This window comes from Stenotrophomonas sp. STEN014 (assembly GCF_056760315.1).
In genome coordinates this window covers 72,209-87,493 of sequence record NZ_JBRREN010000008.1, presented here as the reverse complement: position 1 = coordinate 87,493, position 15,285 = coordinate 72,209, and the positions used below count along the sequence as shown (strand labels likewise).

The following is a 15,285-nucleotide window of genomic DNA, read 5'->3' as shown; positions in this document are numbered from 1 at the left end:
ATGTCAGGTATCCGCATGCCCAGCGCTCGTCCCGTCGCCATTCTTGGTGGTGTTCGCATTCCGTTCTGCCGCCAGAACACCGCCTATTCGGACGTTGGCAACCTGGGCATGTCGGTGCGCACGCTCGGTGCGCTGGTGGAGCGCTTCGGCCTGCATGGGCAACAGCTGGGCGAAGTGGCGATGGGCGCGGTGATCAAGCATCCCGGCGACTGGAATCTGGGACGCGAGGCGGCACTGTCGTCCGGGCTGTCGCCGCTGACCCCGGGCATCACCCTGCAGCGCGCCTGCGGCACCTCGCTGGATACGATCATCACCGTGGCCAACAAGATCGCACTGGGCCAGATCGACTCGGGCATCGGCGGCGGTTCGGATACCACCTCGGATGTGACGATCGTCTATGGCAAGAAGCTGCGCGCGCGGCTGCTGGCGGCCAATCGCGCCAAGAGCACCGGCGACAAGTTCCGCGCGCTGACGGCGGGCTTCAAGTTCTCCGAGCTCAAGCCCGAGTTCCCCGGCGTGGCCGAGCCGCGTACCGGCAAGAGCATGGGCGAGCACTGCGAGGACATGGCCAAGGAGTGGAACATCTCGCGCGATTCGCAGGACGAATGGGCGGTGGCCTCGCACAGGAAGCTGGCCGCCGCCTATGAGCGCGGTTTCTTCAACGACCTGATCGCGCCGTTCCGCGGCGTGGAGCGTGACAACATTCTGCGTCCGGACACCTCGCTGGAGAAGCTGGCGACGTTGAAGCCGGCGTTCGACAAGACCTCCGGTCGCGGCACCCTGACCGCCGCCAATTCCACGCCGCTCACCGATGGCGCCTCGGCGGTGCTGCTGGCCAGCGAGGACTGGGCGCGCGCGCACGGCCACGAGCCGCTGGCGTACTTGCGTGACTCGCAGGTGGCGGCGGTGGATTTCGTCCATGGTGAGGGCCTGCTGATGGCACCGACCATCGCCGTGCCGGAAATGCTCAAGCGCAACGGCCTGACCCTGCAGGATTTCGATCTCTACGAGATCCACGAGGCCTTCGCCGCCCAGGTGCTGTGCACGCTGCGGGCGTGGGAGAGCGAGGACTACTGCCGCAACCGGCTGGGCCTGGACGCGGCGCTGGGCAAGATCGATCCGGACAAGATCAACCCGCTGGGTTCCTCGCTGGCCACCGGCCATCCGTTCGCCGCCACCGGCGCGCGGGTGATCGCCACGGCCGCCAAGCAGCTGGCCGAACGCGGCGGTGGCCGCGCGCTGGTGTCGATCTGCACCGCCGGCGGCATGGGCGTGGTGGCGATCGTCGAGCGCTGATCTGCCGGAGCGTGTCCACACGGAGGTGGGCGGGCTTCTGATCGCACGGGAAACCGCCGCGCCGCTGCTGCGCCGGCGACATGGCCGATACCCATCCGCTCCCTGACCGCTGTATCGACGGGTGGATGGTGGCGGTTGCTGCGCATCGATCCGTGGGCCGTTGCCGGCGGTGCGCTCCGGACCGATCCCATTCCAGGCGCGGCGGCGGGGCACGGCCCTGGTGCCGACTTCCATGTCGTGTCCTGCGGCGGCGACCGGAGCGGGCACCGCTGGAACTGCGCCGGGGATTTTGGCGCGCGGCCGCTGACGGGCGCTGGCAACGGAGCCCGCCGCACCGGTCCTGGACCCTGCCGCGATCCCCTGGCTGACTGCTATCGTCGCCGCTTCAGCGGACACGGGGGACGGGGTATGAAGCGCATCACGATCGGTCTGGGCGTGCTGTTGGCGACGCTGGCGGCGCCGGCGGCGGCAATGACCTTCATGACGGTGGATTACGTCTGCCCGGTGGGGGGCGAGCGCTTCAGCGCCAGCACAATGGGCTCGGGCACGGCGTTCGGCCATTTCCTGGATGGGCGCGCCTATGGCGCCATCCAGTCGCCGTGGCCGCTGGTGGAGTGCCCGGGCAACGGCTTTTTGCTGTTCCGCGAGGCGTACAGCCAGGCCGAGCGGAAGGCGCTGGGCGCCTATGTGCAAAGCGACGACTACCAGCGCCTGCGTGGCACGGAGACCAGCTACTGGCGGCTGGCGCAGCTGCTGCAGGTGATCGATGCGCCGGCCGCCGAGCAGGCCGGCGCGTTGCAGCGGGCCAGCTGGCAGGCCTCGCCGGCGCAGTACCCGCGCTACGTGGCGGCCGCCGCGGCCGCGTTCGCCCGGCAATGCCCGGATGACAGGGCCGTGCGCGATGGCCAGTGGCTGTATTGCCAGATGCTGCTGGGCGAATGGGAGCGGCGGCTGTCACGGTTCGAACCGGCGCGGGCGCGGTTCATACGCCTGCAGCCGCAGGTGGCCCCACTGGTGGCAGGCCAGGACCGCGAGCGGGTGGCCAGGCAGTTCGCCGCCGAGATCGCCCAGCAGCTGCAGCTCATCGAAGCGGGCGACAGCCGGGCGACGATGGCGGTGGATGTCGATGCGCCGGCAGTTGCCTCGGCCGGCGCGCAACCCGGTTTCCCGGACGACGCGGCATCGGCGGCCGATGCCGCCGCATCTCCGGCCGGAAGGACGGCGGACACCGCTGCAATGGCGGCCGACGCGGCCGCCGAAGCGGCGCGTGATGCCGCGGCCGATGCTGCCGCCGGCGAAGGGGATCGCTGAGCGCTCACGCCGGGCGTGCCTGCGCCCTGATCAATCCGCCTCGGGGCGAAGAGGGCGTCCTGCAATGGATGCGTCTCTGCATGAGATGTGACGCGCCCACGGCCGAATACCGCAAGCGCGGCGTCTGCTGGCATTCGCCATGGGGGTACCTGGGCAGAGGTTGGTCCATCCCATGGGTGCGCTGGTCGTGTGCAAGCGGCCCGCCCCAGGTCGGGTTGTGCGCTGCGCACCAGGGCCAGCGCCGGCGGTACGTCCTGATGGCGTGGCTGTCGCTGCACGGCGGTTTCGTGCTGGAGAGCGGCCCGCCGGTGCTGCTGGATATCCTCGCCTCGTTGGTGAGGCGGTTCTGGGGCCTGATCGGAATACGCATCCTCAAACCCCGGCGGATCACCCCGGAACGGGCGGTCTACCGCGGTGTCTCGCCCTGTTTTGCGGGTGCGGCCGCCATCCTGTCCGTACCGGCATGAATGAGCGTTGCGGCCGCTGCACGGTAGAGGTTTGCGGGTACGTGTCGCGTGCTCGGGAGCGTTGCCTCAGTGCCGATCGGCCGGGGATGCGTGATCGAGCAGGAACTGGCGGATATCGCGGCGCAGCGGCAGGTCATCGGTGCGGCCGGCGAAGCCGTCGGCCTGCCGCGCGTAATCGCGGGCGGCCTCGGGTTCGTCCAGATTGACGTGGCGTTCGGCCAGCGCCAGGCAGATCGATGCGGCATACCCGCACGCGTCGGCGGCGGTGGCCAGCGGCAGGGCGCGCAGGTACAGGGCGATGGCCAGGCGGTCATCGCCGGTGAAATCGGCCAGCGTCTCCCACAGGAACGGATGGTCGCGGCCCTCGGCAGCCACGGCGTGGCCGTAGTCGGCCAGTGCGCGGTACGCCGCTTCTGCGGCCTCGGCATCGCCGGACTGGCCGGCGTGGAGGATGGCGTCGGTCAGTTCCACGACGCGGGCGTGGATATCGGCAGGTATGTTCATGGGGACTGCTGGCAGAGACGGGGGGCGGATTCTACGGATTCAACCCGGCAGCCGCGGGAAACCGTGCACATCGCGTTCCTCGGCCACCGCCTGGTCCTGGATCTGCTGGCGCAGGTCACGGCGATTGAGCGGCAGCGGGATCTGGCCACGACGCTGGCGCAACGCATTGAGCAGGCAGTGCCGGGCCAGCGCGTCGTCGCCCTGTTCGGCAAAGCCTTCGCCGAGTGCTTCCCAGCCTTCCGGACCCGCGCCCTGGGCGATGGCCCGGTGCAGGAACTGCTCGGCCTGCGGCCACTGCGCCTGTGCGCGGGCAAAGCGGGCCAGCGCCAGCAGCAGGGCCGGGCTGGAGGGGTGGGTCTGCAGCCAGCGCTGCGCGTTGGCGCGCCGCGCGTCGAACCGGTCCACCGGCAGCTCGGCATAGAGCGTGACCAGCGCTTCATCCCACTGGCTGTCCAGGGTCTGCTCGACCACCCGCATGGCCACCTCCTCCCAGTCCAGCGCGACCGCGCGGCGGGCGTAATGGGCCACCGCCTGCGGCGAGACGCGCACAGTCTTGGGCAGCGCGTCCCAGCGGGCGGCCAGCGCGTTGACGTCGGCCGCTTCATCGAGCATCTGCAATGCCAGCGCGGTTTCCAGCGCGGCCAATGATTCGGCCGGCATCACCTGGGTCTGGCGCAGCGCGCCCAGCTGGCCGAAGGCCTCCTCGGCGCGGCCGGCGCGGGCCAGCGCCTCGGTGCGCAACCACAGCCCGCGCGGCGGCAGCGGCTGGATCGCGGGCAGGTCCAGGGCGTTGATCGCCTCCAGCGGCTTGTCCTGCTGCAGCCAGCGCTCGGCACTGTGCAGGGCATGCAGAGCCGGTTCGGCAGTTGCCAGCTGCTGCAGGTGTTGGCCGGCACTGGCGCTGTCGGCGCGCGCCTCGGCCGCCCGCATCGCCGCGACCAGCGCGATCGGGCGTACCTGCTGCTCGGTGGCGGCGCTTTGCAGCAGTTTTTCCGCGCGCTGCCAGTGGCCGGCGTCCAGCGCGTGCAGGCCATCGAGCAACCGTGCCCGGCCTTGCCGGCGTCGGTAACGGCCCCAGGCACGGAACGGCGCGCTGAGCAGCGTGCCCAACAGCCACAGCAGCAGCAGCGCGATCAGCCCGGCCAGTGCGGCCTGTGGCAGCGTGGCGATGTAGTCGTTGCCGCCGGCGCGGACGATGACCTCGCCCAGGTCGCGCTGCGATTCCTGCCCCAGCCACTGCGCGCCCAGAATGCCCAGGGCCGCGACCAGCAGGACGACCAGCAGTGAACGGAACGCTTTCATGGTGTCTCCTTGGGGGCGTGCTGGCTGCGCAGTTGCTGCAGGGTGCTGCCCAGTTCGGGCAGGGCCGGGCGCAGATCCAGCGCACGCAGGGCCTGCAGCCGCGTGCGCAGGGCCTGGCGTTGCGGCGAGTCTGGCCACAGCCGTTGCAGCCAGTTGTCCATCCGCCCCAGCGCCGCCGCCCAGGCCGGCGTGTCGCCACGTTCGAGCGCGGCCCGGGCCAGGCTCAGTTCGATCTGCAGGGAATCATTGGCGCTGACCCGCTCGGAGCGGGCGATCAGCACCTGGCTGTCGGCCGGGCGGATCTGCACCAGCGGCGAGAGCAGCTGCTGCCACCACGGCCGGGTGGCGCCGGTGGCCTGCGGCAGTTGTTCGGGCAGGGTTTCCAGGGCATTGGCCCATTGCGTCAGCTGTTCGGCCGCCTGCGCACGCACGCCCGGGCCCAGTGCATCGAGCGCGTTGCGCTCCTGGATCAGCGCCTGGCGCAGGTTGAGGTAGTCCGGACTGTCGATGCTTTCCAGCACCCCGGCTGCCAGGCCATACAGGCGTCGCGCCCCGTCCAGATCGCCGGCATAGATCAGCCGTTGCTGGGCCTGGCTGAGCAGCAGCTCGGCCTCCTCGCGGCGCACGGCCTGCACCCCCTGGCGCGAACGGTCGGCCAGACGGGCGAGGTTTTCCTCCAGCAGTGCGTTGCGCTGGCCAAGGCCCAGCACTTCGTCGCGCAACACCCGGTTGGTCGCGGCCGCGTCCTGGATGCTGCGGGCATTGGCGCGCTGGTCGCGACGCAGGGCGTCCACGCTCTGCGCCAGCGCGCTGAGCTGGAGGGCGGCCGCTGCCCGGCTCTGGTCGGTCTGCGCCAGACGGGCCTGCCAGCTGCGATAGCCGAGCCAGACCGCAGCGGCCACGGCCAGCAGGGCGACCACGGCCAGCAGCCCGCGCACGGCACGGCGGGGCGGGGAAGAGGTGGAAACGTCATTCATGGGGGCACAGCATCCTTGGCAGGCATGCCATCGCCACAGGCGTCACGGCGACGGTGATGCGCGGCAAGCATGGCCTGCGACGTGGCCGCGCTGCAAGCCGGCGGCGTACAGCTAGGGTGCCGGATCCTGCGGATGCAGCACGGCGTAGGCGGCGCTGGCCAGTTGTGCCGGCATGGGCCCGGCGGCCACGTGGACCTGTCCGAAGCCGAGCGATCTGGCCAGTTCCGCCAGCCGCGCGCTGGCACTGACCACCGGCGCGGCGCGCCAGCGCTCGATCAGCGGTTCCGGCAGCTGGGTGAGCAGGTGTTCCAGCGCCTCGCCGCTGCTCAGCGCCAGCACGGTAATACCCTGCAGCGCCTGCAGGCGGGCCACGGTGGCCGCGCTGACCGGCAGTGGCACCCGGTCGTAGACGTCCGTCCGCAGCAGTTGCGCGCCCATGGCCTGGACCTGGGCGGCAATCATCCCGCGCCCGCCCGGGGCCGTGACCAGCGCCACCCGCTTGCCCTGCAGGTGGCGCATGGCCGGCAATGCCAGCAGGCCCTCGCTGTCCATGCGCGAGGGCGCCTGAACCCCGGCGACCCCGCGCCGGCGCAGTTCGCGCGCGGTGCCTTCGCCCACGGTCACTGCCTGCCCGGGCGGTATCTGCGCCAGCGGCAGCAGCCGCGCGGCGGCATCCACCGCGGCCGGGCTGGTGAACACGATCCGGTCGCAGGCCAGCGCCTGCGCCAGCTGCGCGCGGGTGGCCGCATCGTTGCGCAGGCGCAGCCGCCACGGCGACAGTGCCACGGTACGCGCGCCAAAGCGGGCGGCGGCACGGCGCAGCGCATCATGTTGTCCCTGCGGGCGTAGCGAGATCAGGTGCCAGGGCGTGTCGGTTGGCACATAGGCGGGAGCGTTCATTGCATGCATTATGCGGGCGCTTTCCGATTGCCGATGTTCATTCATGTCCGAATTGCCCTCCTGTTCCCCGTTGCTGTCCCAGCTGCAGTCCACGCTCGATGCGATGCCGCCGGTGGCGGCGATGGATATCCGTATCGCCGGCTATGAGAACGGCGTACTGCGCATGCAGGCGCCGCTGGCGGCCAACGTCAATGACAAGGGCAACGCCTTTGGCGGCAGCCTGGCGTCGGTGATGACGCTGGGCGGCTGGGCGCTGGTCAGCCTGCGCCTGGCCCTGGCCGGGCACGATGCCGAAGTCTATGTGGCCGACAGCAGCATCCGCTACAAAGCGCCGGTGTACGGGGCGCTGCAGGCCAGTGCCTGCGCCGCGCCGGACCAGGACTGGGAGGCGTTTCTGGCGCTGCTGGCCAAGCGCGGGCGGGCGCGGATGACCGTGCACGCGAAGATCGAAGGTGGCGCGGCCGAGCTGGAAGGGCGGTTCGTCGCGCTGCGCAAAGGCTAGGATGGGCCACTACCAAGGGGATCCCATGTATCGACGTCTTACTCAGTCCGCATCGATGGTGCTGCTGCTGGTGGCCGGGGTGGCCTCGGCGGCGGGTCCCGGCCGTGCCCAGCGCGCCAAACTCGTGCCGACCCAGGATGCCTATGTGGCCGCGCTGCGCTGGAGCGATTTTGAAACCGCCGAAGGCTTCATCGATCCGGAATACCTCCGTGCCCATCCGCTCACCGAGATGCAGCGCGAGCGCTACAGGCAGCTGCAGGTGTCCAGCTACCGCGAGCGCGGCAGCAGCGCCACGGCCGATGGCAGCATCGAGCGCCGCATCGAAATGGGCGTGATCAACCGCAACACCCAGGCCGAACGCACCCTCACCCTGACCGAGCGCTGGCGCTGGGATCCGCAGGCCAAGCGCTGGTGGCAGGCGGCCGGGCTGCCGGACCTGTGGCAGGGCCAGTAAGCCGTCGGGCGCCGGGTTGCCGGCATATGCGACAATCCCTGCCCGCTTAAAACGACCTGTGACCTGAGTGAACTACGAAGAGTTGCTGGCCTTCGCCGGCCGAAATCCGATGCTGTCGCTGGCCCTGGTCGGCCTGACCGTGGCCATCATCGCCACCGAGATCGCGCGCCTGTTCCGCGGTTACAAATCGCTCAAGCCGGCCGAGCTGACCCACATGATCAACGCCGGCAATGCCGTGGTGATCGATCTGTCGGCCAGTGCCGAGTTCGAGAAGGGCCATATCGTCGGCAGCCGCAACCTGCAGCCGGCGCAGCTGACCCCCTCGCACAAGCTGCTGGCCAACGCCAAGCAGTCGCCGGTGGTGCTGCTGTGCCGGACCGGCAATGCCTCGGCCACTGCCGCCAAGGCGCTGAAAAAGGCCGGTTTCGAGCAGGTCTATGTGCTCGAGGGTGGGCTTCCGGCCTGGCAGGCGGCCGATCTGCCGCTGGTCAAAGGCCGCGGCTGAGCCGTCAATTTTCGTTCAGGCCTTGTATAGGCGGGCGGCAGCCCCCATCGCTGGTCTGGTACCAATCCCAATCATTGAACAATCTGTTCTGGAGTCCTGAGAAATGTCCGAAGAGAACACCAACGGCGTCGCCCCGGCTGAAGCCAACAACGGCCCGGCGTTCACCATCGAGAAGATCTACGTCAAGGACGTTTCTTTCGAATCCCCGAATTCGCCGACCATCTTCAACGAGAACGTGCAGCCGGACCTGCAGCTGAACCTGAACCAGAAGGTGCAGCGCTTGTCCGACACCGCCTTTGAAGTGGTGTTGGGCGTGACCCTGACCTGCAAGGCCGGCGACAAGACCGCCTATGTGGCCGAAGTGGAACAGGCCGGCGTGTTCGGCCTGATCGGCCTGGAGCCGCAGGCGATCGACGTGCTGCTCGGCACCCAGTGCCCGAACATCCTGTTCCCGTACGTGCGCTCGATGGTGTCGGACCTGATCCAGGCCGGCGGCTTCCCGCCGTTCTACCTGCAGCCGATCAACTTCGAAGGCCTGTACGCCGAAACCCTGCGTCAGCGTCAGCAGCAGGCCGACGGTGCCTCGCTGGCCGACTCCGAGCCGGCCGGCAACGCCTGATCGGCGTCTGCACTTCCGTATGAGTACGAACGACGCGAACAAGATCGCCGTTCTCGGCGCGGGCTCCTGGGGCACCGCGCTGGCCACCTTGCTGGCCCGGCACGGTCACCCGACCGTGCTGTGGGGACGTGATGCCGCCGTCATCGAGGCGATCGACCAGCGTCATGAGAATCCCCGGTACCTGCCGGGGATTCCCTTGCCCGGCTCCCTGCGGGCCAGCACCGACCTGGCGGCCACCGTGCAAGGGGCGGCCTGGATTCTGGTGGTGGTGCCCTCGCATGCCTTTGCCGAAACCGTGCGTGCGCTGGCGCCGCTGCGGCCGGCCGGGGCCGGTGTGGCCTGGGCGACCAAGGGCTTCGAGCCCGGCTCCGGCCGTTTCCTGCATGAAGTGGCGCGTGACGTGCTGGGCCCGGACGTGCCGCTGGCCGTGGTCACCGGCCCGTCCTTCGCCAAGGAAGTCACCCTGGGCCTGCCCACCGCCATCACCGTCCACGGTGATGACGAAGGGTTCTCCCAGCAGGTGGCCGATGCCATGCACGGCCCGGCATTCCGCGCCTACACCGGTGACGACATGGTCGGCGCCGAGCTGGGCGGGGCGATGAAGAACGTGCTGGCGGTGGCCACCGGCGTAGCTGATGGCATGCAACTGGGCTTGAATGCCCGTGCCGGCCTGATCACCCGCGGCCTGAACGAGATGTTGCGGCTGGCCGCCGCCATCGGGGGCAAGCCCGAGACCCTGATGGGTCTGGCCGGCCTGGGCGATCTGGTGCTGACCAGCACCGGCGACCTGTCGCGCAACCGCCGCCTGGGCTTGGCGTTGGGTCGCGGCCAGAGCCTGCCCGATGCAGTGAAGGAAATCGGCCAGGTGGTGGAATCGGTGCAGACCGCCGATGAAGTCATGCGCCAGGCCGATCGCCATGGCATCGATCTGCCGATCTCCAAGGCGGTGCAGTCGGTGCTGCATGGCGACCTGAGCCCGGCCGAAGGCCTGCAGCAGCTGCTGGCGCGGGAACAGAAACCGGAATATCCGGATACGCTGTTCAAGTGAACATCAGCGACGATCAACGAAAAAGCCCGGCAATGCCGGGCTTTTTTGTGGCTGGAGGCAGGCCGGGAGCGGCCACCGCAACGGCTTGTCCGACACCGTGCATCGCCATCGCCATCGCCATCGGCCGTTCAGCCGATCCGGCGTCGGTGGGGCGTGTGGTGCCGTTCTGCGACCGCCGCAGCCAGGGGCGTGCCCTCCGCTTGCACGCAAAAAAGAAGCCCGGTCTGGGGGAGACCGGGCTTCCAGCGGCGCGGGGGAGAGAGAGCACGCGCCGTACAACAACCTCCGTTAGGAGGTACCGCTTACCAGCTGAAGCGCGGGCCGACGAACCATTCCTTGTCGCCACCCTTGGCCAGCTTGACCTCACCGCTCACGCCCCAGTTGGCGTTGAACTTGGCCAGGCCACCGACGCGGCCGTAGAACTCGCCGTCCGGGTTGATGCCGTGCTTCTTGGTGAAATCCTCGTAACCGGCCAGTGCATAGCCCTCGAACATCGGGGTGAAGGCCTTGCGCACGCCGACTTCGGCGCTGTAGCCGTTGAAGTCCAGGCCCAGCTCCGGATCGAACTTCTGGTAGGCCACACGGGCCAGCAGATCGGTGTCCTTGGCGAGGGTGTGGTTGTAGCCCACGCCCAGACGCCACTGGTCCACATCAACCTTGCCCGCATCGGTTTCCTGCTGGGTGTAGTCACCGAAGACATGGAAGTTCGGCGCCACGGCGACCGAGCCCTTCACGCCAAAGCCGTCGGCGTCGCCGCCCTTGGCATCGGTGTTCACATAGCCGCCTTCCGCATAGTTGTAGGACAGGCCGTCGGCGGCCGAAGCGGCGAACGGCAGGGCGGCCAGCAGGCCAAGCGCAATCAGGGAAGTCTTCATAATCGGGATTACCTTTTTTATTGGTTTGATCGAAGCGGCGGTGAAAACGTTTGCGGCTTCGACAGGTGTGAATTATCCGTTAGGCGACGGAATGCCCCCTGAATATCAAACTGACCAGTACATGAATTAATCCGCGCCGGAGGGAACTTCCGCAGATGCCGGCCGGGCGTTCGCCTGGGCCAGAGCACGGCAGCAGTTCAGCCGCTGTGCCCCGGACGCCGAGGGGACGCCTGCCGTGCCGACGGCGAGGTTGGAGCCTGTGCAAGCGCCACCGGTGCCGGTCATCTTCCTCTGCGCCACGCACGGGCGGTGCTTTCACCCCGGTTTTCGCCCGGTTCCTGCACATTGCCGGCTCTGTCCCCGGGAAACGGCAAGCGTTGCGAGGCGGGCCTGCCGACAGGCCGGTCCTGCGCGGCGTGCCATGACCGGGCACGCGCACGTCAATCCGGAGAACGCAGCCCATGAGCCCGCAATCGCATTTCGATCTCAGTGGAAAAGTCGCCATCGTCACCGGTGGTGGCAATGGCATCGGTCGCGCCAGTGCGTTGATGCTGGCCGCTTATGGCGCGGCGGTGACGATCGCCGATCTGAAACTGGCCGATGCCGAGAAGGTCGCCGCCGAGATCACCGCCCACGGTGGCAGGGCGCTGGCGCTGGAGTGCAACGTGCTCAAGGACGAGGACCTGGTGCGGACGGTGGAGCGCACCGCCGCCGAGCTGGGCGGCATCCACATCCTGGTCAACAACGCCGGTGGCGGCGGGGCCGGGCGCGAGAGCCCGTTCGAGATCACCGTGCAGCAGTTCGAGCGGCCGTTCCAGATCAACGTGTTCAGCGCGTGGCGGCTGGCCCAGCTGTGCGCCCCGCACATGAAGAAGGGCGGTTATGGCTCGATCATCAACATGTCCTCGATGAGCTCGATCAACAAGAGCCCGGCGATCAGCGCCTATGCCGCCTCCAAGGCCGCGATCAACCACATGACCGCCAACCTGGCCCACGACTACGGCCCGGACAACATCCGCATCAACGCCGTCGGCCCCGGTGCGGTGCGTACTGCGGCGCTGGCCACCGTGCTGACCCCGGAGATCGAGCAGAGGATGCTCTCGCATACGCCGATCAAGCGCCTGGGCGAGGCCGATGACATCGCCGGGGCGGTGCTGTACTTCGCCGCCCCGATCTCCAGCTGGGTCAGCGGGCAGATCCTGTTCGTCAACGGCGGTGGCGTGCAGACCCTGGACTGACGCGACAGCCGGCGCGGATCACTCCGGCAGCGAGGACAGGTATTCGATCACCGCCCGGCGACGCGCCGGGTCGGCGGTGGCGTTGACCATCTTGCTGCCCGGTACCCGCTTGGAGGGCGAGGCCAGGAAGGCATCCAGCGTCTGCGCGTCCCAGGTGATGCCGCTGGCGCTCATCGCCTCCGAATACGCATAGCCCGGCGCAGTGCCGGCCTTGCGGCCGATCACCCCGTGCAGGTTGGGACCGACGCGGTGGCCCAGATCGGGGCGGGTGTCATGGCAGCCGGCGCAGATGGCGAAAGCGCGTTCCAGCTCGCGCTGGTGCGGATCGGCACTGGCCGAATGGTTGAACGCATCGCGCTGGCCACAGGCGCCCAGCAGCAGGCAGAGAAGTCCCGGCAGTGGCAGGCGTGACATCGATTCCTCGTTGCGGCAAATGGCCCCGGTGGCCAGGCGTGGGCATGATCGCCGCCGGCCACGGCGAACGCAAAGCGCGCCATGAAAAACCCCGCCGCGGTGGGCGGCGGGGTCGGGTCAGCTGGCGCAGCGCTCATCGCCGGCGCGTTGCAGGCGCCGCGCTTACATTGCCGGGTAGTTCGGACCACCACCGCCCTGCGGGGTCACCCAGACAATGTTCTGGGTCGGGTCCTTGATATCGCAGGTCTTGCAGTGCACGCAGTTCTGCGCGTTGATCTGCAGGCGGGTATCGGCACCTTCACCGACAAACTCGTAGACGCCGGCCGGGCAGTAACGCGCTTCCGGTCCGCCGTAGGTGGCCAGGTTAACGCTCACCGGAATGCTGGCGTCCTTCAGGGTCAGATGGCTGGGCTGGTCTTCCTCATGGTTGGTCGAGGACAGGAACACCGAGCTCAGCCGGTCGAAGGTCAGCACGTTGTCCGGCTTCGGGTACTCGATCTTCGGCTGGCTGGCCGCCGGCTGCAGGCACTCGTGGTCGGCCTGGGTGCGATGGATGGTCCACGGCGCATTGCGGATGCCCAGCTTGGGCAGCAGCCACTGCTCGATGCCGGTCATCAGCGTGGCGATGGTGCGGCCCTTCTTGAACCACTGTTTGAAGTTCTTGGACTGCAGCAGCTCGGCTTTCAGCCAGCTGTTCTCGAAGGCTTCCGGATAGGCGCTCAGCTCATCGCGCGAGCGGCCGGCGACCAGCGCCTCGAACGCGGCCTCGGCGGCCAGCATGCCGGTCTTGATCGCGGCGTGGCTGCCCTTGATGCGGCTGACATTGAGGTAGCCGGCTTCGCAGCCGACCAGCGCGCCGCCCGGGAACACGGTCTTGGGCAGCGACAGGATGCCGCCGGCGGTGATCGCACGCGCGCCATAGGCGATGCGCTTGCCGCCTTCCAGGTGCTTGCGGATGGCCGGGTGGGTCTTGAAGCGCTGGAATTCCTCGAACGGGCTCAGCCACGGGTTCTTGTAGTCCAGGCCGACCACATAGCCGATCGAGACCTTGCCGCCCTCGGCGTGGTACAGGAACGCGCCGCCGTAGGTGTCGTTGTCCAGCGGCCAGCCGGCGGCGTGCACCACCAGGCCCGGCTCATGCTTGGCCGGGTCGATCTGCCACAGCTCCTTGATGCCGATGCCGTAGGACTGCGGGTCGCGGCCTTCGTCGAGCTTGAAGCAGCTGATCAGCTGGCGGCCGAGGTGGCCGCGCGAGCCTTCGGCGAACACCGTGTACTTGGCATGCAGCTCCATGCCGCGCTCGAAGTTCGGGCCCGGCGTGCCGTCCTTGTGGATGCCCATGTCGCCGGTGGCCACGCCCATCACCGCACCGGTCTCGTCGTACAGCACTTCGGCGGCGGCAAAGCCCGGGAAGATCGCCACCTCCAGCGCCTCGGCCTGCTGCGCCAGCCAGCGGCTCACTTCACCGAGGCTGACGATGTAGTTGCCGTCGTTGTGGAAGCACTCCGGCAGCAGCGCGTGCGGGGTTGCCTTGGCGCCGGTTTCGTCCAGGAACAGGAACTCGTCGCGGGTCACGGCCTGCTTCAGCGGCGCGCCGCGTTCTTTCCAGTCCGGGAACAGCTCGGTGAGCGCGCGCGGATCCATGATCGCGCCGGACAGGATGTGCGCGCCCGGCTCGGAGCCCTTCTCCAGCACGCACACCGACAGCTCCTGGCCCTTTTCCACGGCCAGCTGGCGCAGGCGGATGGCCGTGGCCAGCCCGGCAGGGCCGGCACCGACGATGACGACGTCGAACTCCATCGCTTCGCGCGGCGGCAGGGCGGTGTTGCTTTCAGTGTTCATGCAAGAGCTCTTGGGTAAAGGTCGGCGCGGTGGCGACGACGGTTGCCTGGAACCATCGCCCCGAAGTGAGGCGACGATGATCTGTGAAGGTACCGCAGTTCCGCTCCGACCGACCCGCCCTGCGCCCTTGGCAGACACGCGGCGCAGCGGGCAGATGCGGCCCGGCCCGCCCCGGATCCTGTGAAGGACGGGGCAGCAGGGCAGACGAGCGGGGCCGTCGCACTGCAGTCCCTCCGGCTGGAAAGCGCAGGCCTCGTCCCTGAGCGGCCGCTCCGGACTCGATATCGCGATTTTCGCCGACGATCAGCCGATCGTCCAAGGCTTGCGCCTGCGGCCGGCAGTTGTCGGCCGAATCATCCCCAAGACTTGCGCCGGTGTCCGGCACGGAGTGGCCGACCACGGCGCTGCACGCACTCGCATCCGGTAGGCCAGATCCCGGCCGGTCCGGTGCGTTGCCGGCCGGGCGGCCCCGGTCAAGCCGCCCGGCCGGGCGTCACACCGTATCGCCTTCAAAGGCGCAGCCCTGCACTTGGCAACAGGGACGAAAGGCTCCCACAGCACCGCCTGGAGTCTCAACGGAACAGCAAAAAGCCTTAACGAAACAGCTCAGAAGCTATCCGGAGTAGCAAAAAGCCTTAACGGAGTAGCTCAGAAGGTATCGGGAATAGCAAAAAGCCTTAATGGAGTAGCTCAGAAGGTATCGGGAATAGCAAAAAGCCTTAATGGAGTAGCTCACAAGCTATCCGGAGTAGTAAAAAGCCTCAACGGACAAGCAAAAAGCCTTAATCGTTCAGCAAAAAGCCTCAACGACGCAGCAAAAAGTCTCACCGCATAAATAAACAGTCTTGATGGGGCCGCTCGCGGCTCGAGGGCCCGCCGCTCGGCCGTGGGCCATTGAAAGCCCGCGCCGCGCGCTGCCTTGTCGGCGCGGCCAAACGGCTCGCTCACACGCAATGCGCTCGCTTTGCAATGCGCTGTACTGGGCGCGGGACATGGGGAATAGCTAGGCCTGATCGCCAGGTCAGAGTCGC

General features: G+C 68.4%; 16 protein-coding genes. 9 read left to right on the top strand and 7 right to left on the bottom strand.

The genetic code is table 11. The annotated features are described in order from the left end of the window. From ACVOMC_RS12080 to ACVOMC_RS12070, 3 genes are all read left to right on the top strand, one after another. Window positions 1–1,296 carry an acetyl-CoA C-acetyltransferase gene (locus ACVOMC_RS12080; RefSeq protein WP_481524143.1) on the top strand — a complete coding sequence of 432 codons (1,296 nt, stop codon included), beginning with the start codon at window positions 1–3 and terminating at the stop codon, window positions 1,294–1,296. A 408-nt stretch (window positions 1,297–1,704) separates the two neighbouring features. Next, window positions 1,705–2,607, top strand: a complete 903-nt coding sequence (locus ACVOMC_RS12075; protein ID WP_481524142.1) for a hypothetical protein — start codon at window positions 1,705–1,707, stop codon at window positions 2,605–2,607. A gap of 257 nt (window positions 2,608–2,864) precedes the next feature. Continuing rightward, a complete protein-coding gene (locus tag ACVOMC_RS12070) occupies window positions 2,865–3,074 on the top strand; it encodes a hypothetical protein (RefSeq protein WP_054661041.1) in 210 nt (69 codons plus the stop codon). Window positions 3,075–3,140: 66 nt separating this feature from the next. On the opposite strand, the gene ACVOMC_RS12065 is transcribed toward ACVOMC_RS12070, so the two are convergent. The 4 genes from ACVOMC_RS12065 to ACVOMC_RS12050 form a co-directional block, all read right to left on the bottom strand. Next, a complete protein-coding gene (locus tag ACVOMC_RS12065) occupies window positions 3,141–3,578 on the bottom strand; it encodes a hypothetical protein (protein ID WP_481524141.1) in 438 nt (145 codons plus the stop codon). Window positions 3,579–3,617: 39 nt separating this feature from the next. Beyond that, on the bottom strand, window positions 3,618–4,880 hold the full coding sequence (locus ACVOMC_RS12060) for a heme biosynthesis HemY N-terminal domain-containing protein (protein WP_481524140.1): 1,263 nt from the start codon (window positions 4,878–4,880) through the stop codon (window positions 3,618–3,620). After that, window positions 4,877–5,857 (bottom strand): uroporphyrinogen-III C-methyltransferase, encoded by a 981-nt coding sequence (locus ACVOMC_RS12055; protein ID WP_481524139.1) that lies wholly within the window; start codon window positions 5,855–5,857, stop codon window positions 4,877–4,879. The genes ACVOMC_RS12060 and ACVOMC_RS12055 overlap by 4 nt, the downstream gene beginning before the upstream one ends. Window positions 5,858–5,968: 111 nt before the next feature. After that, window positions 5,969–6,757: a uroporphyrinogen-III synthase gene (locus ACVOMC_RS12050; protein WP_481524138.1), complete on the bottom strand. Its 789-nt coding sequence runs from the start codon at window positions 6,755–6,757 to the stop codon at window positions 5,969–5,971. A gap of 43 nt (window positions 6,758–6,800) precedes the next feature. Here ACVOMC_RS12050 and ACVOMC_RS12045 point away from each other — a divergent pair, with 43 nt between their 5' ends. From ACVOMC_RS12045 to ACVOMC_RS12025, 5 genes are all read left to right on the top strand, one after another. Next, entirely contained in the window at window positions 6,801–7,259 is a 459-nt protein-coding gene (locus tag ACVOMC_RS12045) for a YiiD C-terminal domain-containing protein (RefSeq protein WP_481524137.1), read from the top strand. Between the two features lie 25 nt (window positions 7,260–7,284). Further along, window positions 7,285–7,713, top strand: a complete 429-nt coding sequence (locus ACVOMC_RS12040) for a hypothetical protein (RefSeq protein WP_481524136.1) — start codon at window positions 7,285–7,287, stop codon at window positions 7,711–7,713. Window positions 7,714–7,780: 67 nt separating this feature from the next. Next, a complete protein-coding gene (locus ACVOMC_RS12035; RefSeq protein WP_057505955.1) occupies window positions 7,781–8,218 on the top strand; it encodes a rhodanese-like domain-containing protein in 438 nt (145 codons plus the stop codon). A 103-nt stretch (window positions 8,219–8,321) separates the two neighbouring features. Then, window positions 8,322–8,837 carry a protein-export chaperone SecB gene (gene secB / locus ACVOMC_RS12030; RefSeq protein ID WP_054660447.1) on the top strand — a complete coding sequence of 172 codons (516 nt, stop codon included), beginning with the start codon at window positions 8,322–8,324 and terminating at the stop codon, window positions 8,835–8,837. Between the two features lie 19 nt (window positions 8,838–8,856). Beyond that, window positions 8,857–9,885, top strand: a complete 1,029-nt coding sequence (locus tag ACVOMC_RS12025; protein WP_057505956.1) for an NAD(P)H-dependent glycerol-3-phosphate dehydrogenase — start codon at window positions 8,857–8,859, stop codon at window positions 9,883–9,885. Window positions 9,886–10,187: 302 nt separating this feature from the next. Here the strand turns inward: ACVOMC_RS12025 and ACVOMC_RS12020 are convergent, their stop codons facing one another. Next, window positions 10,188–10,760 (bottom strand): OmpO family porin, encoded by a 573-nt coding sequence (locus tag ACVOMC_RS12020; protein ID WP_481524135.1) that lies wholly within the window; start codon window positions 10,758–10,760, stop codon window positions 10,188–10,190. 461 nt (window positions 10,761–11,221) lie between these two features. On the opposite strand from ACVOMC_RS12020, the gene ACVOMC_RS12015 reads away from it, so the two are divergent. Next, window positions 11,222–11,998 (top strand): glucose 1-dehydrogenase, encoded by a 777-nt coding sequence (locus ACVOMC_RS12015; protein ID WP_054658876.1) that lies wholly within the window; start codon window positions 11,222–11,224, stop codon window positions 11,996–11,998. 18 nt (window positions 11,999–12,016) lie between these two features. Here ACVOMC_RS12015 and ACVOMC_RS12010 read toward each other — a convergent pair whose 3' ends face one another. Beyond that, on the bottom strand, window positions 12,017–12,412 hold the full coding sequence (locus ACVOMC_RS12010) for a c-type cytochrome (RefSeq protein ID WP_481524134.1): 396 nt from the start codon (window positions 12,410–12,412) through the stop codon (window positions 12,017–12,019). Window positions 12,413–12,574: 162 nt separating this feature from the next. Continuing rightward, window positions 12,575–14,254, bottom strand: coding sequence for an electron transfer flavoprotein-ubiquinone oxidoreductase (locus tag ACVOMC_RS12005; protein ID WP_481524133.1), 1,680 nt, complete (start codon window positions 14,252–14,254; stop codon window positions 12,575–12,577). Window positions 14,255–15,285 lie beyond the last annotated feature (1,031 nt).

Coding starts and splice junctions, on each gene's coding strand:
- ACVOMC_RS12055 (WP_481524139.1), bottom strand. CDS start 5,857: ATGAATGACGTTTCCACCTCTTCCCCGCCCCGCCGTGCCGTGCGCGGG.
- ACVOMC_RS12010 (WP_481524134.1), bottom strand. CDS start 12,412: ATGTCACGCCTGCCACTGCCGGGACTTCTCTGCCTGCTGCTGGGCGCC.
- ACVOMC_RS12050 (WP_481524138.1), bottom strand. CDS start 6,757: ATGAACGCTCCCGCCTATGTGCCAACCGACACGCCCTGGCACCTGATC.
- ACVOMC_RS12005 (WP_481524133.1), bottom strand. CDS start 14,254: ATGAACACTGAAAGCAACACCGCCCTGCCGCCGCGCGAAGCGATGGAG.
- ACVOMC_RS12060 (WP_481524140.1), bottom strand. CDS start 4,880: ATGAAAGCGTTCCGTTCACTGCTGGTCGTCCTGCTGGTCGCGGCCCTG.
- ACVOMC_RS12045 (WP_481524137.1), top strand. CDS start 6,801: ATGTCCGAATTGCCCTCCTGTTCCCCGTTGCTGTCCCAGCTGCAGTCC.
- ACVOMC_RS12065 (WP_481524141.1), bottom strand. CDS start 3,578: ATGAACATACCTGCCGATATCCACGCCCGCGTCGTGGAACTGACCGAC.
- ACVOMC_RS12025 (WP_057505956.1), top strand. CDS start 8,857: ATGAGTACGAACGACGCGAACAAGATCGCCGTTCTCGGCGCGGGCTCC.
- ACVOMC_RS12015 (WP_054658876.1), top strand. CDS start 11,222: ATGAGCCCGCAATCGCATTTCGATCTCAGTGGAAAAGTCGCCATCGTC.
- ACVOMC_RS12040 (WP_481524136.1), top strand. CDS start 7,285: ATGTATCGACGTCTTACTCAGTCCGCATCGATGGTGCTGCTGCTGGTG.
- ACVOMC_RS12075 (WP_481524142.1), top strand. CDS start 1,705: ATGAAGCGCATCACGATCGGTCTGGGCGTGCTGTTGGCGACGCTGGCG.
- ACVOMC_RS12020 (WP_481524135.1), bottom strand. CDS start 10,760: ATGAAGACTTCCCTGATTGCGCTTGGCCTGCTGGCCGCCCTGCCGTTC.
- ACVOMC_RS12080 (WP_481524143.1), top strand. CDS start 1: ATGTCAGGTATCCGCATGCCCAGCGCTCGTCCCGTCGCCATTCTTGGT.
- ACVOMC_RS12070 (WP_054661041.1), top strand. CDS start 2,865: ATGGCGTGGCTGTCGCTGCACGGCGGTTTCGTGCTGGAGAGCGGCCCG.
- secB (WP_054660447.1), top strand. CDS start 8,322: ATGTCCGAAGAGAACACCAACGGCGTCGCCCCGGCTGAAGCCAACAAC.